The sequence below is a fragment of the Sphingobium fluminis genome (genome assembly GCF_037723805.1).
Classification (GTDB): Bacteria; Pseudomonadota; Alphaproteobacteria; order Sphingomonadales; family Sphingomonadaceae; genus Sphingobium.
Map to the genome: position 1 here is coordinate 246,520 of NZ_JBBJUK010000002.1, position 22,941 is coordinate 269,460.

At 63.5% G+C, this 22,941-nt stretch carries 26 protein-coding genes and 1 pseudogene; 8 read left to right on the forward strand and 19 right to left on the reverse strand.

All coding sequences use genetic code 11. The annotated features are described in order from the left end of the window. Window positions 1–42 precede the first annotated feature (42 nt). Window positions 43–358: pseudogene (locus WG907_RS07290) on the forward strand (GIY-YIG nuclease family protein). A 202-nt stretch (window positions 359–560) separates the two neighbouring features. On the opposite strand, the gene WG907_RS07295 reads toward WG907_RS07290, so the two are convergent. Beyond that, the gene (locus WG907_RS07295; RefSeq protein ID WP_340232086.1) at window positions 561–1,331 is read right to left on the reverse strand and encodes a methyltransferase domain-containing protein; all 771 of its coding nucleotides are present in this window, start codon (window positions 1,329–1,331) and stop codon (window positions 561–563) included. Window positions 1,332–1,394: 63 nt separating this feature from the next. Here WG907_RS07295 and WG907_RS07300 point away from each other — a divergent pair, with 63 nt between their 5' ends. The 3 genes from WG907_RS07300 to bfr all read left to right on the forward strand — a co-directional run bounded on the left by WG907_RS07300 (window position 1,395) and on the right by bfr (window position 3,506). Beyond that, a complete protein-coding gene (locus WG907_RS07300) occupies window positions 1,395–2,639 on the forward strand; it encodes a DUF418 domain-containing protein (protein ID WP_340232088.1) in 1,245 nt (414 codons plus the stop codon). A 55-nt stretch (window positions 2,640–2,694) separates the two neighbouring features. Further along, window positions 2,695–2,865, forward strand: coding sequence for a (2Fe-2S)-binding protein (locus WG907_RS07305; protein WP_340232090.1), 171 nt, complete (start codon window positions 2,695–2,697; stop codon window positions 2,863–2,865). Window positions 2,866–3,026: 161 nt separating this feature from the next. Continuing rightward, a complete protein-coding gene (gene bfr / locus WG907_RS07310) occupies window positions 3,027–3,506 on the forward strand; it encodes a bacterioferritin (protein ID WP_340232091.1) in 480 nt (159 codons plus the stop codon). A gap of 45 nt (window positions 3,507–3,551) precedes the next feature. Here bfr and WG907_RS07315 read toward each other — a convergent pair whose 3' ends face one another. Continuing rightward, a complete protein-coding gene (locus WG907_RS07315) occupies window positions 3,552–3,959 on the reverse strand; it encodes a (deoxy)nucleoside triphosphate pyrophosphohydrolase (RefSeq protein ID WP_340232092.1) in 408 nt (135 codons plus the stop codon). A gap of 78 nt (window positions 3,960–4,037) precedes the next feature. Here WG907_RS07315 and WG907_RS07320 point away from each other — a divergent pair, with 78 nt between their 5' ends. Then, window positions 4,038–4,223 (forward strand): Flp family type IVb pilin, encoded by a 186-nt coding sequence (locus WG907_RS07320; RefSeq protein ID WP_340232093.1) that lies wholly within the window; start codon window positions 4,038–4,040, stop codon window positions 4,221–4,223. A 138-nt stretch (window positions 4,224–4,361) separates the two neighbouring features. Continuing rightward, window positions 4,362–4,523 carry a Flp family type IVb pilin gene (locus WG907_RS07325; protein ID WP_006954731.1) on the forward strand — a complete coding sequence of 54 codons (162 nt, stop codon included), beginning with the start codon at window positions 4,362–4,364 and terminating at the stop codon, window positions 4,521–4,523. A 90-nt stretch (window positions 4,524–4,613) separates the two neighbouring features. On the opposite strand, the gene WG907_RS07330 is transcribed toward WG907_RS07325, so the two are convergent. Genes WG907_RS07330 through WG907_RS07345 form a run of 4 tightly spaced genes read right to left on the reverse strand, consistent with a single transcriptional unit; the run spans window position 4,614 to window position 8,488 of the window. Next, window positions 4,614–5,558: an acetyl-CoA carboxylase carboxyltransferase subunit alpha gene (locus WG907_RS07330; protein ID WP_340232094.1), complete on the reverse strand. Its 945-nt coding sequence runs from the start codon at window positions 5,556–5,558 to the stop codon at window positions 4,614–4,616. A 10-nt stretch (window positions 5,559–5,568) separates the two neighbouring features. Next, window positions 5,569–6,498 (reverse strand): tyrosine recombinase, encoded by a 930-nt coding sequence (locus WG907_RS07335; protein WP_340232095.1) that lies wholly within the window; start codon window positions 6,496–6,498, stop codon window positions 5,569–5,571. Window positions 6,499–6,500: 2 nt separating this feature from the next. Beyond that, the gene (locus tag WG907_RS07340) at window positions 6,501–8,297 is read right to left on the reverse strand and encodes a hypothetical protein (RefSeq protein ID WP_340232097.1); all 1,797 of its coding nucleotides are present in this window, start codon (window positions 8,295–8,297) and stop codon (window positions 6,501–6,503) included. A 5-nt stretch (window positions 8,298–8,302) separates the two neighbouring features. Then, entirely contained in the window at window positions 8,303–8,488 is a 186-nt protein-coding gene (locus tag WG907_RS07345; protein WP_340232098.1) for a hypothetical protein, read from the reverse strand. A gap of 79 nt (window positions 8,489–8,567) precedes the next feature. On the opposite strand from WG907_RS07345, the gene WG907_RS07350 reads away from it, so the two are divergent. Then, a complete protein-coding gene (locus tag WG907_RS07350; RefSeq protein WP_340232475.1) occupies window positions 8,568–9,110 on the forward strand; it encodes a shikimate kinase in 543 nt (180 codons plus the stop codon). Next, window positions 9,107–10,225 carry a 3-dehydroquinate synthase gene (gene aroB, locus WG907_RS07355; RefSeq protein WP_340232100.1) on the forward strand — a complete coding sequence of 373 codons (1,119 nt, stop codon included), beginning with the start codon at window positions 9,107–9,109 and terminating at the stop codon, window positions 10,223–10,225. The genes WG907_RS07350 and aroB overlap by 4 nt, the downstream gene beginning before the upstream one ends. Window positions 10,226–10,272: 47 nt before the next feature. Here aroB and rpmE read toward each other — a convergent pair whose 3' ends face one another. The 13 genes from rpmE to rpsB form a co-directional block, all read right to left on the reverse strand. Then, a complete protein-coding gene (rpmE, locus tag WG907_RS07360) occupies window positions 10,273–10,497 on the reverse strand; it encodes a 50S ribosomal protein L31 (RefSeq protein ID WP_340232101.1) in 225 nt (74 codons plus the stop codon). 232 nt (window positions 10,498–10,729) lie between these two features. Beyond that, a complete protein-coding gene (fabZ, locus tag WG907_RS07365; RefSeq protein ID WP_340232102.1) occupies window positions 10,730–11,221 on the reverse strand; it encodes a 3-hydroxyacyl-ACP dehydratase FabZ in 492 nt (163 codons plus the stop codon). A gap of 8 nt (window positions 11,222–11,229) precedes the next feature. Then, window positions 11,230–11,883, reverse strand: coding sequence for an OmpH/Skp family outer membrane protein (locus tag WG907_RS07370; protein WP_340232103.1), 654 nt, complete (start codon window positions 11,881–11,883; stop codon window positions 11,230–11,232). Then, a complete protein-coding gene (bamA, locus tag WG907_RS07375) occupies window positions 11,883–14,561 on the reverse strand; it encodes an outer membrane protein assembly factor BamA (RefSeq protein WP_340232104.1) in 2,679 nt (892 codons plus the stop codon). Before bamA ends, WG907_RS07370 begins: the two co-directional genes overlap by 1 nt. 80 nt (window positions 14,562–14,641) lie before the next feature. After that, window positions 14,642–15,775 carry an RIP metalloprotease RseP gene (gene rseP / locus WG907_RS07380; protein WP_340232105.1) on the reverse strand — a complete coding sequence of 378 codons (1,134 nt, stop codon included), beginning with the start codon at window positions 15,773–15,775 and terminating at the stop codon, window positions 14,642–14,644. Then, window positions 15,772–16,932 carry a 1-deoxy-D-xylulose-5-phosphate reductoisomerase gene (locus tag WG907_RS07385; protein WP_340232106.1) on the reverse strand — a complete coding sequence of 387 codons (1,161 nt, stop codon included), beginning with the start codon at window positions 16,930–16,932 and terminating at the stop codon, window positions 15,772–15,774. The genes rseP and WG907_RS07385 overlap by 4 nt, the downstream gene beginning before the upstream one ends. Further along, window positions 16,929–17,705 carry a phosphatidate cytidylyltransferase gene (locus WG907_RS07390; RefSeq protein ID WP_340232107.1) on the reverse strand — a complete coding sequence of 259 codons (777 nt, stop codon included), beginning with the start codon at window positions 17,703–17,705 and terminating at the stop codon, window positions 16,929–16,931. The genes WG907_RS07385 and WG907_RS07390 overlap by 4 nt, the downstream gene beginning before the upstream one ends. Before the next feature lie 5 nt (window positions 17,706–17,710). Further along, a complete protein-coding gene (locus WG907_RS07395; protein WP_340232108.1) occupies window positions 17,711–18,490 on the reverse strand; it encodes an isoprenyl transferase in 780 nt (259 codons plus the stop codon). 46 nt (window positions 18,491–18,536) lie between these two features. Then, entirely contained in the window at window positions 18,537–19,094 is a 558-nt protein-coding gene (gene frr / locus WG907_RS07400) for a ribosome recycling factor (protein ID WP_340232109.1), read from the reverse strand. 3 nt (window positions 19,095–19,097) lie between these two features. Continuing rightward, on the reverse strand, window positions 19,098–19,823 hold the full coding sequence (gene pyrH / locus WG907_RS07405; RefSeq protein WP_340232110.1) for a UMP kinase: 726 nt from the start codon (window positions 19,821–19,823) through the stop codon (window positions 19,098–19,100). 319 nt (window positions 19,824–20,142) lie between these two features. Next, on the reverse strand, window positions 20,143–20,589 hold the full coding sequence (locus WG907_RS07410) for a ferritin-like domain-containing protein (RefSeq protein WP_340232111.1): 447 nt from the start codon (window positions 20,587–20,589) through the stop codon (window positions 20,143–20,145). A gap of 282 nt (window positions 20,590–20,871) precedes the next feature. After that, complete coding sequence (gene tsf, locus WG907_RS07415) at window positions 20,872–21,816, reverse strand: translation elongation factor Ts (RefSeq protein WP_340232112.1); 945 nt, start codon at window positions 21,814–21,816, stop codon at window positions 20,872–20,874. Window positions 21,817–22,037: 221 nt separating this feature from the next. Further along, entirely contained in the window at window positions 22,038–22,796 is a 759-nt protein-coding gene (rpsB, locus tag WG907_RS07420; protein ID WP_340232113.1) for a 30S ribosomal protein S2, read from the reverse strand. Window positions 22,797–22,941: the final 145 nt, after the last annotated feature.

The following is a 22,941-nucleotide window of genomic DNA, read 5'->3' on the forward strand; positions in this document are numbered from 1 at the left end:
GGATTTTGCGTAACTGGTGTATCGGCTAAAACCCTTGCGCATATGTTCCGCACCCGCAAGCCCTGCGTCTACATCCTCGCCAGCAAACGCAACGGCACGCTCTATATCGGCGTCACGTCGGACCTGATCCAGCGCCTCAACCAGCATCGCACCGGAGCCATCCCCGGCTTCACTCACGATTATGGCGTCAACCGCCTGATGTGGTTCGAACAGCACGCCACGATGGACGAAGCGATCCTTCCGCGAAAAACGTCTCAAAAAATGGAACCGCGCCTGGAAGATCGCGCTGACCGAGGAACGCAACCCCCACTGGGACGACCTCGCGATCGGCCTCGGCTTCGAACGCCTGCCCGACTAACCCCCTCCGTCGTTCCCGCGAAAGCGGGGACCCAACTCACCCCACAGGGCCGACCCGCCCGTAACCCCTGTCCTATCCCCATCCACCCGCGCTATACCAAACCCCGGCTCCTTCTCACCGTCTACCTCCCATCACCGGCAGACGCTCGAATAGGATCAAGCCCGCGCAACAAACGCAAACGATGTGCGGGAAATATGCGAAGTTAAGCCCCGGATCGGGTCACGCGGCCGAACAGCAGCTGATAGCCATCACCGCCACCCGCCGCATCGAAAGCGCGCATCACCCGGCGTAATTCCCCCGCTCCGAGCGGCTGCCGCGCGCCCACCGGCACGACCGCGCCGATCCCTTTGAGATGCGCGATCAGCCCCCGCCCCCCGTCGCAGTCCAACGCAATATCCTCGTCGAACGCGAACGCATCGTCATAGCCGTTCAGCATCGCCCGCAGATCATCGAGCGACGGATAGACAGCGATGCCCGCCTCCTGCCCACACGCCGCATGCGCCGCGCGCCACCCGGCGAAACTTCCCGCCCCCATGGTCGAGAAAATCAGGCTTCCGCCCGGCCGCAGCAGCCCGACCAACCGCGCGATCGCCCCCTCCAGATCGTCGAACCACTGGAAGGCGAGGCTGGACAGGATGAGGTCGAACCATTCGCCCTCGAACGCCGGCGCTTCCCCGTCCATCGGCAGAAAGGTGCCCGCGATCAACCCGCCGGTCGCCGCCCGCGCCAGCATCGCCGGCGACAGGTCCGTGACCACGAGGTCGACGCCCGGCCAGCGCGCCTGAATATCCCGCGTCAGAAATCCCGTGCCGCAGCCGATTTCCAGGATTCGCTCCACCCCCGCGGGCTTCTGGCGCTGGGCGAGGTCCGCGACCAGCGCCGCCGCCAGCCGCTGCGGCCCGGCATGATCGTCATAGCGCGCCGCCGCCGCGCCGAATGCATCGCTTATCCGTTGCTTGCGACCGCCGTTCATGGCTAGTCGCATGGCAGAGCCCCGCTCGATTTGCCAGCCCCCAACCCGTTCCAAGGACGATCATTGACCGACCACGCCCCCCGCATACCCGCCATGGACGTGCTGCGCGGCTGTGCCGTCATGGGCATATTGTGGATGAACGTCACCGCCTTCGCCTTTCCTGAGGCCGCCTATTCCAATCCGGTGGCGGCGGGGCCGCTCTCGACCGGCGACATCCTCTTCTGGGCGACCGGCTTCATCCTGTTCGACGGCAAGATGCGGGGGCTTTTCTCGCTCCTGTTCGGCGCGTCCATGCTGCTGCTGATCGATCGTGAGGAAATGGCGGGCCGCGATGGCCGTCGCTCGCATCAGGTCCGCATGGGCTGGCTCTTCGCATTCGGCCTGACCCATTATCTGCTGCTCTGGGCAGGCGACATATTGATGACCTATGCCGTGGTCGGCGTCGCCGCGCTCGCCTTCGTCCGGCTGGAGCCGCTGGCGCTCGTCAAACGCGCCTTTCTCGCCTTCGCCGCCCATTTTCTCCTCTGCGCGATCTTCGTCGCCAGCCTCTATATCTGGGCGCATTCAGCGAGCGCGCCGGACGCTTCGTCCGCAACGAAAGCAGCCTTCATGCACTTCATCGCAGGGATGACCGATCCGGCCAGTCCCGCCGCGCTCGCCGAAACGGCCATCTATCGCGGCGAATTTGCCGGTGTCGTCCTTCACCATCTGTCCGGCTTTCCCGGCCAGTGGCTATGGACGCTGATGTTCAGCGCGCTCGATTCGCTGGGCTTCATGCTGCTCGGCATGGCGATGCTCAAGGCGGGCTTCCTCACCGGCCGATGGGATGCGGCGCAATATTGGCGAACGGCGCGACATTGCTTCCTCATCGGCCTGCCGCCGATGGCCGCGCTGGCGGTATGGACGATTATCAGCGGATTCGCGCCGCTCACGACGATCGGCATCGTCCTGGCATGGTCCTTTCCGCTCCGTATCCCGCTCACCGTAGGCTGGGCGGCCCTCATCCTTTGGCTGATCGCGCGCCATCGAGGTTCGCCACTGGTAACGCGCCTTGCCGCGACCGGGCGGCTGGCGCTCAGCAACTATCTGGGCACGAGCCTCGCCCTGGCCGCTCTTTTCTACGGCTGGTGCCTGGGCTGGTTCGGAACGGTTCGGCTGGCGCAACTCCCCCTGATCATCGCCGCTGGCTGGACTACGATGCTGATCTGGTCGCCTATGTGGCAGCGCAATTTCGCCATGGGTCCCGTCGAATGGCTGTGGCGCAGCCTGGCTGCGGGCCAAACGCAAAAGATTCGCAAGAACAGATGAAAATCTATTGCGACCCATTATCATCTGGGCTACCTCGAAGGTCAGGAGAGTCTGAATGGTCGTTTGCATCTGTAATGCCATCCGCGAAAAAGATCTCAAGGAAGCCGCACGCGACGGCGCCAACACGCCTTGCGCGGCCTATGCCCGTTTTGGCCGTCGGCCCAAATGTGGCCAGTGCGTGCCTTTTGCCCGCACCATCATCGCAGCGGAGCGCGCCTCGGCCTGAGGGACATTGACAATCAGCCGCAGGAACAGCCTGCGATAAAGCCGCAATCCGGACGCAATAGCGCGTCGAAAAATGGCTAGTTTCCTTGGGTTTTCGGCTTAACAATTGCGCTGCTCATCTCTATGATCGCCGGCATATCGATTTAGCCGGAGCACAAGATCATGAAGGGCGACCTCAAGGTCATCGAATATTTGAACGAGGTGCTCAAGAACGAGCTGACCGCGATCAACCAATATTTCCTGCATTATCGTATGCTCGACCATTGGGGCGTCGAAAAGCTCGCCAAATTCGAATATTCCGAATCGATCGACGAGATGAAGCACGCCGACAAAGTGGCGGAACGCATTCTGTTTCTCGACGGCCTGCCCAATTTCCAGCTTCTGGGCCGGCTCAAGATCGGCGAAACGGTCGAGGAAGTGCTCAAGTCCGATCTCGAACTGGAATATGAGGCGCTTCCCGCGCTCAAGGACGGCATCGTCCATTGCGAATCGGTGCGCGACTTCGTGACCCGCGACCTGTTCCGCGAGATTCTGGCGAGCGAGGAAGAGCATATCGATACGCTGGAGACCCAGTTCGAAATGATCAGCCGCATGGGCATCCAAAATTATATCCAGCTTCAGAGCAAGGCGGCGGAAGAGTGAGATCGGGGCGGGGCCGCTCCTGAAACCGCGTCCCCGCCCTTTTCCTCAGATCAGCGCATCGAGCAATCCGATCAGCGGCAAATCCGCCGGCGGCATTTCCAGCGCATACATCTGCGCCGGACGCACCCATTGCAGCGCGGTCGCATGCCGGGCCTCGGCGATGCCCTGCCATTTGCGACAGATATAGAGCAGCAACAGCAAATGCCTGCCTGCCAGCGGTTCGCTGGCGAAGGCGGCAGGGGCAAGACAGCTTGCATGCGTCTCGATCCCGAGTTCTTCCGCCAGTTCGCGGACGAGCGCGGCTTCGGGCGTCTCCCCCGCCTCCACTTTGCCGCCCGGAAACTCCCATAGGCCGGGCAAGGACTTACCCAGCGGCCGCTTTTGCAGCAGCACCCGCCCATCGGCATCCACCAGCGCAACCGCGACGACGAGCAATGGCGAAGAAGGGTCCATAATCATCCGATAAAAGCGGTTTGTTAACCGTGACGGTTTTACAAGGCAACGGAGGCTGTCTTAATCACTGGAAATCGCATGCGAGCGCTTATCGACATCATCGCCCGCCGGGGATTGGCGCGCTGCGAACGCGGCGCGACTGCTGTCGAATATGCGCTGATCCTCGCGATGGTCGTGCTCGCCATGATCACCGCCCTTAGCACCGTCGCAAACAAGACAACGGGCATGTGGGGCAACGTCTCAAACAGGGTTCTCGAAAATTAACCATCAATATTTGACACAAGCGATCGTGCATTAAACCTTTTTCAACCCAGTCAACCTAAACGTGTCGTTGCTGACTTCCAAGTTTCGATGTGGGGCGGCCGGGTAGTTAAACGTCACTGACCTTCAAGGAGACACAACATGCAGTTCATCCGTAAGATGCTGAAGAACGACAAGGGCGCGACCGCCATCGAATATGGCTTGATCGCCGCACTGATTGCCGTCGCCGCCATTGGCGCGATGACCAGCCTGGGCACCAAGCTCGGCAGCACCTTCAACAATGTTTCGGGTAACCTGAAGTAAGGTTCGAAATATTGACTGGCGAAAGGGCGGCGGAAGCAATTCCGCTGCCCTTTTCTTTTGGGCTGCCTCGATCAGTCATTACTCGCCCATTCAGGCACCGATAGCGAGAAACTTGTCGGCCCGGTCGGTCCGCAGCGCATCGGCGCTCAATCCCGTCATATCGTCCAGCTCTTCACCGATGGCCGCGCCCAGGCTGGCGATCGCCTGCACCGGCTCGCGATGCGCGCCGCCGACCGGTTCGGACACGATCCGGTCGATCACGCCGAGCGCCTTGAGATGCTGCGCTGTAACCTGCATCGCGGTCGCGGCGTCGCTCGCCTTATCGGCGGTCCGCCAGAGAATGGAGGCGCAGCCTTCCGGCGAGATCACCGAATAGACCGCATGTTCGAACATGAGCACGCGATTGGCGGCAGCAAGCGCCACCGCGCCGCCCGAGCCGCCTTCGCCGACGACTGCCGCGACCATCGGCACGCCAAGCGCCAGACATTGCTCGGTCGAGCGCGCGATCGCCTCGGCCTGGCCGCGCTCTTCAGCCTGGACACCGGGGAATGCCCCCGACGTGTCGACCAGCGTCACGACCGGCAGTCCGAAACGATCGGCCAGCTGCATCAGGCGGATCGCCTTGCGATAGCCTTCGGGCTTGGCCATGCCGAAATTATGGCGAACGCGGCTGGCGGTATCGTCGCCCTTCTCATGACCGATAACGACGACGCGTCGTTCGCCCAACGTGGCGAACCCGCCAAGGATCGCCTGATCGTCGGAAAAGGCGCGGTCTCCCGCGAGCGGCATGAAATTATCGAACATGCCCGCGACATAGTCCTTGAAATGCGGGCGCTCGGGGTGCCGGGCCACCTGCGTCTTTTGCCAGGGCGTCAGCTTCGCATAGGTTTCGCTGAGCATTCGCGTCGCGCGCTGTTCCAGCTTGTCGATTTCACCGTCAATGTCGATATCGCCCACGCCAGCCGTCGCGCGCAGTTCGATGATGCGCGCTTCCAACTCGGCGATCGGCTTTTCAAATTCCAGAAAGCTTGCCATGCGCCACGCGTTAGGACGCGGACGCCGCGTCGTCAACGCGTCGATTCGGCTTATGGAGGGCCATGGACGCCAGCGGATGCCGGCTGTTGACCAGTTCGACGAGGCGACGACTGTCGACATGGGTGTAGATCTGGGTCGTGCCGATATCCGCATGGCCGAGCATGGATTGCAGCGCGCGCAAGTCCGCGCCCCCTTCAAGCAGGTGCGTGGCGAAAGCATGGCGCAACACATGCGGGCTGACCCGTTCGGGCGCGATGCCGGCGGCGGCAGCCAGCGCCTTCACCAGCTGATACAGGCGAATGCGGCTGAGATAGGTTTTGCCGGACGGAAAAAGCCAGGGGCTGTCCGCCGCCACATGACTCAGCCAGGCCGAAACGGCGGCGCGGGCCCGGTCCGAAATCGGCACCAGCCGCTCGCGACCGCCCTTGCCGCGCAGGATAAGGAAAGGCCGGTCGGCGGCCAGCGCCCGACGCGGCAGCGACATTAATTCGGTCGCCCGCAGGCCCGATCCATAGAGAAGTTCGATCAGCGCGGCGAGACGGAGATCGGCGGGCGCGGGGTGGGCGACCGCCACCCGTTCCTCGATCAGCGCGAACAGCCGGTCGACCTCCTGCGTCGAGAGAACCTTGGGCAGCGGACGACGCGTTACCGGGCGGGGCAGGACGGATGCGGGATTATCGTCGCGCATCCCTTCCTCCTGAAGAAAGGCATAAAAGGCGCGCAGCGCCGAGGCCTTGCGCGCGACCGACGATGCGGCGAGCGTGGCCCAGGCGGCAGACAAAGCGCCGAGCGCCCCCTGCGTCGCGTCCGACAATCCACCGACGATCGTCGCCGCGCCCTGAAGATCCGCGCGATAGGCCAGCAGCGTGTTGCGCGAAGCGCCGCGTTCGGCCGCCATCATCTCCAGGAAACGATCGATGAGGGAGGCGTCCATATTCATGACTAGAGCCGCATGATCGCCTCCGCAGCGATCATGCGCGCTTCGGGATCGAGGCCGACGCGGTGGAGCGCCGCGACGACGTGGTAAAGATGCGCGGGCGGCAAACGGTCCCAGCTGGCCGTCTGCATTCCCACGGCAGCAAGCAACGCCACCGTGCCCTGCTCGCCACGCTGCGCGGCTGCGCCGATCGCGCGCGCCCAGCGGCTATTGGCGGCGAGAACCAAGCCCTTGTCCTGTGCCAGTGACGACGCATCGCCCGGCGAAAGCCGCGACAGCCCCGCCAGCGCCGCCAACAGCATACGGCCTTTCGCCGGCCCCGCCTCATCGACATAGGCCGCAACGCGACTGCTACCCAGGTCCACGGCGGGAACGGGCGCGCCCACGGCCAGCAGCGCCCAGAAATCCGACGCACCGTCGCCATCGAGTTGACCAAGCGCGCGCGCCCAGCGCGCCGCGTTGCGATCATAGCCCGCGCTCAGCATCGCCGCGACCAGATTGGCGGCATCGCGTGCGCCCGCCTCTGCCACCGGCAGCGCGGCCGCAGCCCGCGCGGTTGCGATCAGGCCCACATAATCTGGCTTTGCTTCATCCTGCCACAGGGTCCGCATGGCCTGAATCCGGTCCCCCACGGTCTGGCCAGCATAGGCCGTGCGCAGCGCGTCGACCCGATCGGCCATGTCGGCGGGCACATCGCCATCGGTCCGAAGCTGGCCGTAGAAGCTGACCAGCGCCTCGCTGGAAAATACGCCGAGCCGGGCGGCGACCTGCGTTCCCGGCAATCGACGGACGGCGGACAGCGCGGGCGCGCGGGCCTCCCATGCGCGGACATGCGGGCCGACCGTCCCGTACAGCGCATCGGGAATTTCCACATTCAGCGCGGTCGCAAGGCCAAAGCGCCAGGCCGTCAGCCGGTCGACGCCGCCCCATTCGATCTTGACTGACCGGCGCGCGTTGAACCCCGCGCCCACCACTTTTTCGGCAAGGCGATAATCCACGCCGCGCACCGTGCCATGCCGTTGCGCCTGGTTGAGCGCGCCGCTCGCCGACCCCTGATCACCCGAAAGCGCCGGACAGATGGCGCGGGTCATGCCCCAGCCCGGCTCCTTGCTGAACCGCAGCGCGCCCTCCGACAACGGGCAAAGCCCTGCCGGGTCCGCCGTCGCCAGATAAGTTTGCATGGCGATGGCGTAGAGGCGCGGACTGTAGCGGTCCGGATCGACGCCCTGGATCATCAGCCGCGCGTTATCGGCTTCGCCCATCCGCAGCAGCAGCCAGGCCCGTTCCGCGGCGAAGTCCGCGCCGTCTATGTCGCGGGGCGTATCGATTGCGCTCAGTAGCACGCGGCGGAGCAGGATCGATGCCCATCGCGATACGATCGGCGCATGCGTCTCGCGCATCAGCGTCGCGAGAAACTTGCCGGACTGACCGCCAAAGGCGTTGGCCTCGAAGCCGAGCGAATCCGGCGTCAGGGGTCCGATGCGATCCAGCGACCGGCGGGCCGTATCGGGAAGGTCATATTTCGCCTTTTCCGCCGCGATTTCCTCGGGCGTCATTGCCGCTTCGGCGACATTGGCGGCTTCGGCGGGCGGCATCGGCTCTAACGAGGGCGCGGCAGTCACGCCACCGGGCAAGGCCGGGGGCGACGAACGCGGCGCGGCGGACGGCGCCGACGGTTCGGCCGTGTCGCCAAATCCCGGCGGCAACAGCGATTCGGGCGTCTCCTGCGCGATCACAGGCAAGGCAAGCGCCAGGGCAAGCGTCCCCACCGCCCATTTCGCGTTCCCCCGCTGCCATCGCATCGGCGTTATTTGCCCAGCTTTTCGGCGGGAATGACCTTTTCCACCCGCTGCTGCGGCTTCTCGCCACCCCGCGACCAGGCATAGGCAAGCGCCCCGACCAGAGCGAGCAGGAGAATGATCGGGATGATCGGCAGGCGCGAGCGACGGCGCGAACTGCCTTCGAAACTACTATAGGAACGACTATTCTTCATAGGACCTTCTATGGTCTGGCAGATGGCGGAAAAGTTGCGATTTGCCTCTGTGACGGCTGGCTGTATAGCCCCGGTCGCCATGCAGCGAAACAGCAAATCCACCGCTGGTACATCCAAGCGCGGGCCCATCGTCCTGGTGGGCATGATGGGCGTCGGAAAATCCACGGTCGGCCGCCGCCTCGCCGCGCGACTGGGCCTCGCTTTCGTCGATGCGGACGAAGAGATCGAACAGGCCGCTGGCATGACGATCAGCGAAATGTTCGCCCGCTATGGCGAAGCCCATTTCCGCGATGGCGAGCGGCGGGTGATCGCTCGCCTGATGGACGGCGCGCCCAAGATCATCGCCACCGGCGGCGGCGCGTTCATGCAGGATGACACGCGCGCGCTGATCCTCGATCATGCCACCGCCATTTGGCTGGACGCCGACATCGACATATTGGTGGACCGGGTGTCGCGACGCGAGGGACGCCCGCTGCTCAAGGGCAAGGACCCGCGCACCGTGCTGACCGGGCTGGCCGCCCAGCGCAATCCCGTCTACGCGCTGGCACCTATTCATGTAAAAAGCGCCGCTGGTCCCCACGAGGTGACGGTCGACCGCATCGTGGAGCAACTCAAGACATGACCATAATCCGGGTCGCGCTGGAACAGCGCAGCTACGACATCGTGATCGAGGAGGGCGCACTCGACCGGGCCGGCGATCATCTCGTGCGCCATGCCCGCAACGGCAGGCTTGTCGTCGTCACCGATAGCAATGTCGCGGCCGCTCAGCTCCCCCGGCTGGAAGCCAGCCTGCGCGCTGCCGATGTCGCGATAGAAGCGATCATCCTGCCGCCCGGCGAACAAACCAAAAGCTGGCGGCCGCTGGAATGCCTGCTCGACGCCCTGCTCGCGCTCGAGATCGAACGGGGCGATCATATCGTGGCGCTTGGCGGCGGCGTGATCGGCGATCTGGTCGGCTTCGCCGCCTCGATCCTCAAGCGCGGCTGCCATTTCATTCAGCTTCCGACGACGCTTCTGGCGCAGGTCGACAGTTCGGTCGGGGGCAAGACCGCGATCAACACCGGTGCGGGTAAGAATCTGGTCGGCAGCTTCCACCAGCCTTCGCTCGTCCTCATCGATCCGTCGACACTCGATTCGCTGCCGCCGCGCGAAGTCCGGGCCGGCTATGCCGAAGTCGTCAAATATGGGCTGATCGACGATGCCGCCTTCTTCGGCTGGTGCGAGCGCGAGGGCCATCGCCTGCTCGCCGGCGAATCCGAAGCGCGCGAATACGCGATCGCCCGCAGCGTCGCGGCCAAGGCGGCGATCGTCGCCGACGACGAGCGCGAAACAACAGGCCGCCGGGCGTTGCTCAATCTGGGCCACACATTCGGCCACGCGCTTGAGGCGGATACCGGTTTCTCCGACCGGCTGCTGCACGGCGAGGGCGTGGCGGCGGGGATGGCGCTCGCCTTCCGCTATTCGGCGCGTCTTGGCCTTTGTCCGGCGGACGACGCCGCACGCGTGACCGCGCACGTCAAAGCTGTTGGCCTGCCGCACGATCTGGCGAGCGCGCGGGTGGAAGCGGACGGTGCTGGCCTGGTGGCGCATATGCTGCACGACAAAAAGATGGCGGGCGGCACCCTGCCCTTCCTGCTGGCCCGCGGGATCGGCAAGACATTCCTGTCGAAGGATGTCGCGCTGGCGGATGTGGCGGCGTTCCTGGACGAAGATCGCGCGAAGGCCGTTCCCGCATAAAAAGGGCGCCCGCAGGCGCCCTTTTCCAAATATCGCGCGAAGAAGACTTACTTCTTCAGCGTCAGGCCGCCAAAGCGCTTGTTGAAGCGCGCAACCTGGCCACCCTGATCCAACTGACGCTGGCCGCCGATCCATGCCGGATGCGACTTGGGATCGATATCGAGCGCCATCGTGTCGCCTTCCTTGCCCCAGGTGGAACGCGTCTGGAACGTGGTGCCGTCCGTCATCTGGACAGTGATGAAATGATAGTCGGGGTGAATTTCGGCCTTCATGCGTCTGCTCCGTCTAAAGGCCGGTTCCGACCGGCCAGGGATGCTCAAATATGCGAAGGCGCGCGGTTACATGGGATTGGGTGGGATGGCAAGAGGGCGATAGGAGCCTGATCCTCAACCCATTCGGGATGAGGAAGTCACAAGCCCTTCGCCGGGCAAGCCAGTCGGCTTCCACTTCGCCCGCCCTCACCCTTCGACACGCTCCGCGCGAACCGCCTATTATGAAACGCGCTCAACCCTCCGGTGGATCGGCGATCATCGCGACGAAATTGGCTTCGGCGCATAATTTGCCCTCGACCGATGCCTTGCCGGTGAATTTGCACACCCGCCCGCGAATCTGGTTCAGCTCCACATGCAGGTCGAGCAGGCAGCCCGGCTCGACCGGTGCGCGGAATTTCGCGCCGTCGATCGACATGAAGTAAACCAGCTTGCCCGATCCGCGCAGCCCGAGCGTTTCGACCGTCAGCACGCCCGCCGCCTGCGCCATCGCCTCGACGATCAGAACGCCGGGCATGATCGGCCGCCCGGGGAAATGGCCCTGAAAGAACCCTTCGTTGATCGAGACCGCCTTGACCGCGTGGATCGACGCGTGCGGTGTCAGCGACAACACGCGGTCGACCAGCAGCATCGGATAGCGATGCGGCAACGCCGCCATGATCCCTCTTATGTCGATAGGACCAATGGCGGCGGCCTGTTCGCCAGTATTTTCAGGCGTTTGCGTCATAGAGCCTGTCAGCGCGAAGCCGGCTGCTGCGACGGGTTGGCAGGCGCGGCTGCGGCCGGCTGCTGACCCTGACGGCCGGGCTGCCAGCCGGCAGGCGGCGTGATGCCGACGCTGGGCACGAGCGCGTTGAGTTCCGTGATCACCTCGTCGGTCAGGTCGACGGTCGGCTGATAGGAGACGGTGGCGTCGGGCGCGAGGATGAGGTCGACCTTCGCCTTGGTCATCGCCGCCTTCAGCGCGTCCGACAGCTTGGCGCCGATCTGCTCTTCGACATAGGCGTTGGCGAGCTGGATCGGCTGGCCGATGCGCTGCAATTCGGCCTGGCCGTTCTGCTGTGCTTTCTGGGCCGCTTCATATTGCGCCTGCAATGCCGGGGTGGGCTTGCCGCCCGCCGCCTTCATCGCCGTGTCGAGCGCTGTGCCCTTGGCGCGCAGATCGGCGTCGATCGCGTTCTTGCGCGTGGTGAAATTGTCGATCTGCGCCTTGTAGGTCGTCTGAATCTGGGTGCGCGCGGTCGAATAGGCGGCGCTGGTGCCGACGGCGCGCTGCACGTCGACGACAGCAATGCCCAGCTTCGACTGAGCGAGCGCCGGTACGCTGGTCAGCGCGATGGCGGTCATGGGCGCGAGTCCGAGCGCCAGTGCCTTGATCATGGTCTTCATCAGAATTGAGTCCCTACGTTGAAGGTAATGAGTTTGGTATCGTCCCCTGGTTCTTTTAGCAGCGCCTTGGCGATGTCGATCCGGAAGGGCCCGAAGGGCGAGTTCCAATTGACGCCAAAACCCACCGACAGGCGCGGCTTGAGCGAATCGCCCAGATATCGTTCCTGGAAACCACCCTGAACCGTGTCGTAGCCGGTTGGGCATACGGGGCTGGCGGCTGATCCCGCCGCTTTCACGACCGGCGCAGAACTGTTGTTGGAGTTCGAGCAGAAGCCGCCAAAGCTGCCATCGCCGTTGACGAGTCCTGGATTTTTGAGACCTGACACCGCACCCGCGTCGACGAACACGGACGGACGCAAGCCCATTTCGCGCGCACCCGAACCCAAAGGAATTTCGACCTCTCCTCGCGCCATATAATAGATCTTGCCGCCAAGCGCGTCGTCCGACTCATTATTGTTGCCCGTGGTTTCCGTGCCGACGAAAGGCACCGTTTTTCCGCCATCTCCCGAAGTCGTATAATAGCGGCGAATAACGCGTGGCCCGATGCCTCGAATGTTGAAACCGCGCATCTGCGGCTCGCCCAGGAAGAAACGATCCGTGAGGCGGATCTTGTCGATTTCCTGACCCGTGGTCGGATCTCTCCGCGTCTTTTCAAGACCATGAATATAGCCGCCCTCGCCCGAAAGAGAGAAGATGAATCCACCGCCCAGCGGCCAGTATTTCGCTGCATTAAGACGGGTGCGGACATATTTCACGTCGCCCCCCAACCCAGCGAAATCCTGGCTCAACACCACATTATTCCCGCGCGTCGGCCGTATGCGGTTGTCGCGGGTATCGTAGATCAGCGAGTAGCCAAGCGACGAGGTCGTACGCTTGCCGATCGCTTCACAAAGATAGCGGCCCGAGCGGATCGGGTCGCACGTATCGTTGGGGCCGTTGCCCAAAATACCGTCATTATTATTATCGGTATAATAGGTCTCTTTATCCAGCGTCACATTGTCGAGATTGAGGCTGTAGCGCAGCGCCAGCGACATATATTCGGTGATGGGAACGCCCGCGCGCAGCTGAAAACCGGTCGTCGTCTGCTGATAGGTGCGGTTGCGGTCATTACTGTTGATATAATTAAAGCTGTTCAGATCGCGCCGATAGATATCGCCACCCAGCGCGATATTCTTGTCCATGAAATAAGGCTCAGTGAAGCCTAGCTCGACTGATTTGGAATAGCTCGAATAATTGACACTGGTGCGCAATTCCTGCCCCTTGCCGCGGAAATTGCGCTGGGTGATCGACGCCGAAACGAGGAATTTTTCCAGGCTGGAAAAACCAGCCGAAAGCGACAATTCGCCGGTCGATTTTTCCTGGACGTTGGTTTCCAGCACGATGCGGTCGGGGGCAGAGCCGGGCTTCTGTTCGATATCCAGCTTTTCCTGGAAGAAACCGAGCGAATTGATCCGGTCCTTCGATCGCTTGACGAGGAAGCTGTTGAAGGCGTCGCCTTCGGCGAGGCGAAACTCGCGGCGGACGACCTTGTCCTGCGTCAGCGTATTGCCGTTGATGTCGACCCGCTCGACATAGACGCGCGGCGCATTGGCGATCTTGAAATTGATCCCCATCGTCAGCGTGTCTTTGTCACGGTTGAAATCGGGCGACACGTCGGCAAAGGCATAGCCGAACAGGCCGGCGGTCTCGCTCAGCGTATCGACCGTATCCTCGACCTGCTTGGCATTATACCACTGCCCCTTCTTCATTGGCAGCCGCTGCGTCAGCGAATCACCCGACAGGTCGCGAATGTCGCTTTCGACCTTCACGTCGCCAAATTTGTAGCGCTGCCCTTCTTCCACCACATAGGTGATGATGAAATCCTGCTTGTCGGGCGTCAGTTCGGCCACGGCGGAAATGACCCGGAAATCGGCATAGCCTTCCGTCAGGTAGAATTGACGCAGCTTCTGCTGGTCATAGGCCAGGCGATCGGGATCATAGCTGGTGCCCGAGGAAAAGAGGCGAAAGAAGCGCGCCTGTTTCGTCACCATCTGACTGCGCAGTTCGCCATCGCCGAACTTGTCGTTGCCGATGATATTGATCTGGCGGACCTTGGATTTGGGCCCCTCGCTGATTTCGAACACGATATCGACGCGGTTCTGCTCCAGCCGCACCATCTTGGGCTCGACGGTCGCGGCGAAGCGACCCTGGCGGCGATACAGCTCGATGATGCGCGCGACGTCGGCGCGGACCTTGGACCTTGTATAAATCTGACGCGGCGCGAGCTTGATCTCGGGCTTGATCTTATCCTCCTTGAGCCGCTTGTTGCCTTCAAGGACGATGCGGTTGATGACCGGATTTTCCTTGATCTCGATCGTCAGCGCACCGCCATCGTTGCGGATCTGGACGTCGGCGAACAATTCGGTCTCATATAGGTCGCGCAGCGCCTGATCGAGCGACTCCTGCGTGAAGGTCTGGCCAACGCGCAGCTTGGTATAGGACAGGACCGTGTCGGGCTCGAGCCGCTGCTGGCCCGTCACCGCGATGCTGCGGACCGTGCCGGCGGGCGCGACGCTCGGGGCTGGCGCAGCCAGTGCCGGCGCAGTCTGGGCGAACGCTGGCGTGGCCGACAGCCCGGCGAACATTGTGGTCGCCAACAGGGCTGCCACGACCGGGCGCTGCCTCTTGCTGCTCTTCATCGCTGTCACCCGCTATACCCTTACAAAAAACTCATGCGCTGAAAGACGCCGCTAAATCGCGCCTCCCTGCCCGATGCGGCTCAGCCAATCAAGCCGGACAGGCGAGTCCATAGCCCGAAAGACGACAAATCGTTGAATGTCACGAGGATCATCATCGCGAGCAACGCGGCGAGCCCCGATTTATAGGCCCATTCCTGCACCCGCTCGCTCACCGGCCTTCGCTGAATTGCCTCCACCCCGTAGAATAACAGATGCCCGCCATCCAGCATGGGAATTGGCAACAGGTTGATGAACCCCAAATTAATCGAAATGAGGGCCATGAAGAAGACGAAGCTTTCCAGACCCAGCGTTGCCGCCTGGCCCGATACTTCCGCTATTTTCAGCGGCCCGCCCAATTCCTTCACCGATCGTCCGCCCCCCAGAATCTGACCCATCGTCTCGACCATCGTGCGCACGATCTCGCCAGTGCGCTGGATGGCGACGACCGGCGCGCGCCACAGGCTGACCGGCTCGATCACCGGCTTGCCGGGGGCAAGGCCGAGGCGGCCGATGCGAAACTTGTTGCCGAACCCATCGCCTTCCTCGACGCTGCCGATGCGGCCCTGCATGGCGAATTGACGGCCGTCGCGCTCGATCACCATGGCGACGGGCTCGCCCGGCCGAATCTGGGCATAGAGGCGGATATCGTCGAACGTCGTCATCTCACGCCCGTTCAGCGACCGGATGCGGTCGCCGGCACGGATGCCAGCCGCCGCCGCTGCGCTGCCAGGCTGAACCTGTCCAGCGACCGCTGGCGTGCGGCTTTCGCCATGGGCAAAGGCGAACGCGGCGAGGATCGCGATCGCGAACAGGAAATTGATCGCCGGGCCGGCGGCGACGATCACCGCGCGCTGCCACAATGGTTTGGCCGGGAAGCTCTGCGCGCGCTCTTCGGCCGGCATCAGCAGCCAGGCGGGATCGGCCATGCTGGCTGCGTTCATGTCGCCCTTGAAGCGGACATAGCCGCCCAGCGGAAAGGCGGCCAGCCGCCAGCGCGTGCCTCTTCGATCCACCCAGGCGGCGATTTCAGGACCGAAGCCGATCGAAAAGGCCTCCGCCTTCACGCCGCACCAGCGCCCGACCAGATAGTGACCCAGTTCATGCACAAAAACGAGCGGCCCGATGACCGCCACGAAGGCGAGGATGGTCAACATAAAGCCGGGGCTGTGGATCAAACGGTCAATCTTTCCATTATCTGGCCCGCCATCGCGCGCGCTTCCGCATCCGCGGCGAAAATCTCATCCAGGCGTTGCGGCTCAGGCGCGCTATAGCGGTTCAACACATCCTCTACAATCATGGCGATATCAAGGAAGCCGATGCGGCCTTCAAGGAAAGCGGCCACGGCGACTTCGTTCGCCGCGTTGAGGATGGCGGGCGTCGCGCCGCCCGCCTCCGCCGCGCTCCGCGCAAGACGCAGCGCCGGAAAGCGTACATCGTCGGGCGCTTCGAAATCCAGGCGGCCGATACGCGCCAGATCGAGTGGCTGGCATGGCGTTGCGATCCGCCGCGGCCAGGCCAGCGCATGAGCGATCGGGATGCGCATGTCGGGCGACCCGAGCTGGGCCAACGTCGATCGATCGCGATATTCGACCATCGAATGGATCACCGACTGCGGATGAACGAGGATCTCGATCCGGTCGAGGCCGACGGGGAACAGATGCGCCGCCTCGATCAGTTCCAGTCCTTTGTTCATCATCGTCGCGCTGTCGACGCTGATCTTCGCACCCATAGACCAGTTCGGATGGGCGACCGCCTGCGCGGGCGTGATGTCGCGCATGTCCTCGCGTGAGCGAGTGCGAAACGGCCCGCCGCTCGCGGTCAGCGTGATCCGCGCGACGTCCTCGATCCGGCCACCGGCAAGGCACTGGAATATTGCATTATGCTCGCTATCCACCGGCAGCAGGATCGCACCCGACGCCGTGGCGGCGTCCATCATCAATGCCCCTGCCGACACCAGCGATTCCTTGTTGGCAAGCGCCACGGTGCCGCCCGTCGCGAGCGCTGCGATAGTGGGCCGCAGGCCGGCGCAACCGACTATCGCCGCCATCGTCCAGTCCACGTCCAGGCCCGCCGCCTCGACCAGCGCGTCCTCGCCCGCCGCCGCCTCGATCCCGGACCCCGCCAGCGCCTCACGCAACGCGTCATAGCGCGCCGGGTCGCCGATAACGGCGATGCGCGCGCTGCTTTCCCGTGCCGCGCTGGCAAGGCCCTGCACATCGCTATGCGCCGTCAGCGCTATGACCTCATAGGCTTGCGGGTCACGGCGGATAAGGTCCAGCGTCGACGACCCGACCGATCCGGTCGCGCCGAATATGGAGATGCGCCGCTTCACGCCGCCACCAGCAACAGATAGAGCAGCGCGGCGAGCGGCGCGGCGGCGATGACGCCGTCGAGCCGGTCCATCACGCCGCCATGACCGGGCAGCAGCTTGCCGCTATCCTTGACGCCCGCGCGCCGCTTCATCATGCTTTCCAGCAAGTCACCCAGTTGCGCTGCGACCGCCAGCAGGCCGCTTGCCGCCGCGAGCTGGATCGGCAAGCCTGCAAAGCGGTACAGCAAAAAGCCCGTCATCAGCGCCGCCAGCACGCCGCCGGCCAGACCCGACCAGGTTTTCGAAGGGCTGATGCGCGGCGCGAGCTTGGGACCGCCGATCGAACGGCCAGCGAAATAAGCGCCGATATCGGTCGCCCAGACCAGCGCCAGCGCCCAGAAGGCGAGCAGCAGGCCGAACCGGGCCGGCTCCTGCCCACGCAGGAACAGCAGCGCCATGACCGGTATGCAGATGTAGAGGATGCCGAGAGCCAGCTTGAGCGACCGCGCCGTCAGCAATATGAAAAAGAACGCCGCCATCATCAGCCCGAAGGCGAGCCAGGACACACCCGCCGCGACCGGGCAGAGGATGGCCAGCGGCACCGATACGGCGAACATCCCCGACTTGCGACCCTCCACGCTCGCGCCGGTCAGGTCGCCCCACTCCCCCTGCATCAATACGCCCGCGATCACGAGCAGCAGCCAGAACAGAAATCCGCCCGCGAGCAGGGCGCCGGTCGCCACGGCGATCAGCGCTACGCCGACGATGCTGCGGGTGCGGAGTTCGCTTGCCATCGCCGTCAAAGGCCGCCGAAGCGGCGATCCCGGAGCCTGAAGGCGTCGATCGCCTCGACCAGCGCCTCGCGTCCGAAATCGGGCCACAGCCGGTCGGTGAAATACAGCTCCGCATAGGCGGCCTGCCACAGCATGAAATTGCTCAGCCGCAATTCGCCCGAGGTGCGGATGAGCAGGTCCAGCGGCGGGAGGTCGGCGGTGTCGAGCGCGGCGTCGACATGTTCGATCCCGATATCGTCCGCCGCCATCTCACCGGCCGCGACGCGCCGGGCCAGATTTTGCGCCATGCGCACGATCTCGTCCTGCGCGCCATAGTTGAGCGCAATGGCGATGATCGGCCCGCTATTGTCGGCGGTGCGCGCGACCGCGCCGTCGATCATCTTGACCAGCGAGGGTTCGAGCGCGCGATGATTGCCGACCACGCGCAACCGCACCCCATTGGCATGAAGTTCGTCGAGGTCCGACTGGAGGAAATGGCGCAGCAGCCCCATCAGGTCCGCCACCTCGCTCACTGGCCGCTTCCAGTTTTCGGACGAAAAAGCGTAGAGCGTCAGGCATTCGAGACCCAGTTCCTGCGCCGCCCGGGCGACCCGCCGCACGGCTTCCACCCCCGCGCGATGCCCGGCGATGCGGGGTAGCAGGCGCTTTTTGGCCCAGCGACCATTGCCATCCATGATGATGGCGACGTGGCGTGGCCCGGCGCACCCGGCGAGGGCGCCATCTACGGAACGCGCGCCGGATTGCGACGCGTCGCTGGGCAGACCGGGCTGGATCTGGCTGGCCATCAGGCGGGTCGGGCGCGCGCTTTGGTCATGGCGGAGGGTCCCGGCCTTACTGGCCGAGAATTTCCTTTTCCTTCGACTGGGTGAGGGTATCGATATCGGCGATGGTGGCGTCGGTCAGTTTCTGGACTTCCGCCTCCTTGCGCTTGCGCTCATCCTCGCTGATCTCGCCCTTCTTTTCGTCGGTCTTGAGATTATCCATGCCGTCGCGACGGACGTTGCGGACGGCGACGCGCGCGCCTTCGGCATATTTACCGGCCAGCTTGGCCAGTTCCTTGCGGCGGTCTTCGGTCAGGTCCGGGATCGGCAGGCGCAGCGTCTGGCCGTCCGTGATCGGGTTGAGGCCAAGCCCTGCCGAGCGGATCGCCTTGTCGACCGGGCCGACATTGGTCTTGTCCCATACCTGCACCGACAACATGCGCGGTTCGGGCGCAGCGACCGTTGCGACCTGATTGAGCGGCATGGGCGAACCATAGACCGTCACCATCACGGGATCGAGCAGCTGGACGTTGGCGCGGCCCGTGCGAAGCCCGCTCAGATCGCCCCTCAGCGCCTCGATCGCGCCCGCCATGCGGCGTTCCAGGTCGGACTTGTCATAAACGGCCATTGGTCAGCTCTCCTGATTCTGTACTATCGTCGCAACGCCCTGCCCGGCCAGCACTGTCGCCAGATTACCGGTTTCGCGGATGTTGAACACGACGATAGGAATATGATTTTCACGGCACAGCGCAATCGCGCTCGCATCCATGACTTTAAGGTTATCGGTCAATACGCGGTCGAAGCTGATCTCGTCATAACGGACCGCATCGGGCACCTGTTTGGGATCGGCATCATAGACGCCGTCGACGCTGGTGCCCTTGAACAGCGCATCGCAGTTCATTTCGGCGGCGCGCAGGGCGGCGGTGGTGTCGGTCGTGAAAAAGGGATTGCCGGTGCCGGCCGCGAAGATGACGATCCGGCCCTTTTCCATATGCCGCACGGCCTTGCGCCGGATATAGGGTTCGCACACCGACGCCATGGGGATCGCCGACTGGACGCGGGTGTCGCAGCCGATTTTTTCGAGCGCGTTCTGGACCGCGAGCGCGTTCATGACGGTCGCCAGCATGCCCATATAATCGGCGCTGGTGCGGTCGAACCCCTTGGCCGCGCCGGCGAGGCCCCGGAAGATATTGCCACCGCCGACGACGACGCACAGTTCAAAGCCGGCTTCCTTGGCGGCCACGATCTCGCCCGCGACGCGGTCCACCGTTTCGGGATCGATGCCGAATTGGCCCGGCCCCATCAATACCTCGCCCGATAGTTTCAGCAGGATTCGCTTGAAGGCTGGCCGAGTCATGTGGGGCAAAATCATCCTGAGATCAGTGCGGGGGAGCGGCCGGGACATTAGGCGGGCAAGGCCCGAATGCCAAGGGGGCGTTTACAGCGAATGATGCGGCCGATTCCGCCTTAACTTCGCATATTTCCCGCATAATTCGCCCATTTATTGCGTGGGCGTGATCCTATCGGAAAGTCGAGGAGAATTTGCATGCACGATGGGAAAGAGCCGCAGCGGCGGATTTACCATGAACGGGAGGATATAGGACAGGGGTCTGATAAACCAGCCCCCGATCGCGGGGAGTAAACGGGGCCGCCCCTTTGGAAGCGGCCCCGTTCCTTCATGCCAGACTATGCTTGAGCGCGCTGGCGCGGTCGTGACCGGCCTTCACGGACTGGAAAGCCTGCTCGACGACGGAGCGGGAGGACACGTCCAGATCGCTGGCCGACAGAGCGGCCTCATATTTGGCCTTGATATAATCTTCGCCGCGCTCGACCTCCTGAATGATCGCCTTGTCGTCCTTGCCGGTAAAGGCCTGCTTCAAGTCGAGGAACGTGCGGTGAGCGGCAGCGAGGAAGCTGCTGTCGTCTTCGGGATTGCCGCCAAGACGCCGTACTTCGGCCTGAAGCGCTGATGCCGCCGCGCTGCGTTCGCGCGCAAAATCAGCGAACATCGACGCAAATTGCGTGCTTTCCGCATCCTTGGCCGCGTCCTGAAAGCCCTTCATACTGTCGAGCGTCGTCTTGATGAGACTGTTGAGAGTCGAGATCGTGCTGTCGGTGCTCATGGCATGCTCCTTATGGGGTCCGCTCTGAACGAGCGTGCCGCGCCAAAGCTCCGCATCCGTATGAAAACTGGTCAAATATGCGACGGACGCCGGGGTGGGCGCGATGAAGCCAGTTCGACCGAACATCGACACCGGACGATATCATGATGCAGGCGCATCGAAGCGCCCCGCAACGACAAAGGGGGAGCGCCCTTTCAGGCGTCCCCCTTCAGCTTCATCACGCGGGAGGCGAGCCTCCTTATGCCGTAGCTTGCTCATTCTCCCCCAACAGGAAGGACAAAATCACACGCCAGCGGCAGCGGCGACCTCGGCGGCGAAGTCGCTGACTTCCTTTTCGATGCCTTCGCCGAGCTGGAAGCGGATATAGCTCTTCAAGCTGATCGACTTGCCGGAGTCCTTCGCGGCCTTGGCCACGACGTCCGCGATCGGCGTCTTGTTGTCGATCACGAACAACTGGCTGAGCAGCGCCTGTTCCTTGGCGAACTTGGCGACCGAACCTTCGACACGCTTGGCGAGGATATCGGCCGGGATCTGCTTGCCGGTCTTGGCCGCTTCCTCGGTCGCTTTTTCACCGGCGATGGCGCGTTCGCGCTCCAGCAGGGCGGGATCGATATCCGCTGCCGACAGCGCCAGCGGGAACGCGGCGGCGATGTGCATCGCGATCTGCTTGCCAAGCGGCTCCAGCACGTCGGCGGGCGCATCCCCTTCGAGCGCGACCAGCACGCCGATCTTGCCAAGGCCCGGCGCGGCGGCGTTGTGGACATAGGGGACGATGACGCCCTGGCTCACTTCGATATGCGACACGCGGCGCAGATTCTGGTTTTCGCCGATGGTCGCGATGTTGGCGACCAGCTTTTCCGACACCGTCCCGCCCGAGGGGTAGGCCTGCGCCGACAGCGCTTCGGCATCGGCCGCGCCGCTGCTGAGCGCGATGGTCGCGACGGAGCGGACGAAATCCTGAAACTGGTCGTTCTTGGCGACAAAATCGGTTTCGCTGTTCACTTCGACGGCAACGCCCTTCGTTCCCGCGACGGCGACGCCGACCAGACCTTCGGCAGCGGTACGGCTCGACTTCTTCTGTGCGGCGGCGAGGCCCTTGGCGCGCAGCCAGTCGGTGGCGGCTTCGATGTCGCCACCGGCTTCGGTGAGCGCCTTCTTGCAATCCATCATGCCCGCGCCCGAACGGTCGCGCAGTTCCTTGACGGCGGCAGCGGTAATTTCGGCCATATTCGGCTCCTAATTTGAATGTTTCTAATATGCAGGAGGGCGCGTCCCCGAAGAGCGCGCCCTAGCCTGTCATTCTTGCAGTTTGGGGACTGGTCCATCCCCGTTCGTCCTGAGCGAAGTCGAAGGGCTCGACCGACCGTTAGGAGGTCACTTCGCTTCGCTCAGTAAAAGGCTTCGACACGCTCAGCCCGAACGGAGATGGGGAGCATCCCCCAAAATGCTTATGCCTGCGCAACGACCTCTTCGGCTTCCGGCTCGTCGAGCGCGCCGATGTCCACGCCCGATGCCTGCTGCGCACCACGGTTGCCCTTGGTCGCTGCGGCCGCGATGGCGTCGCAATAGAGGCGGATCGCACGGCTGGCGTCATCGTTCGCCGGAACCGGGAACGCGATGCCATCGGGCGAGACGTTCGAATCGAGCACCGCCACGACCGGGATGCCGAGCGTGTTGGCTTCCTTGATCGCCAGCTCTTCCTTGTTGGCGTCGATCACGAACATGATGTCGGGAATGCCGTTCATGTCGCGAATGCCGCCGAGCGACGCTTCCAGCTTCTCGCGTTCGCGAGTCATCTGGAGCACTTCCTTCTTGGTGAAGCCGTGGGTGTCGCCGGAAAGCTTTTCCTCAAGGGTCTTGAGACGCTTGATCGAACCGGAAATCGTCTTCCAGTTGGTGAGCATGCCGCCCAGCCAGCGATGGTTGACGAAATGCTGGCCGGACCGGCGCGCGGCTTCGGCGATGGGGTCCTGCGCCTGGCGCTTGGTGCCGACGAACAGCACCTTGCCGCCGCTGGCGACGCTGGCCGACACGAAGTCGAGCGCGCGGGCGAACAGCGGGACGGTCTGGCTGAGGTCGAGAATGTGGATGCCGTTGCGCTCGCCGAAGATATACGGCTTCATGCGCGGGTTCCAGCGGTGGGTCTGGTGGCCGAAATGGGCGCCAGCCTCAATCAATTGATGCATCGTGACGACTGGTGCCGCCATGGTCTTTCTCCTTCCGGTTGCTGCCTCTGGGGATCAGGAACCTTGGAAAGCCTTAAAGACTTCGCCGGCACCGGATATGTCGATCCCCATGTGGAATGGGCGCGGACCTAGCGGCTTAAAAAAGCAATTGCAAGGGTTGACGTGG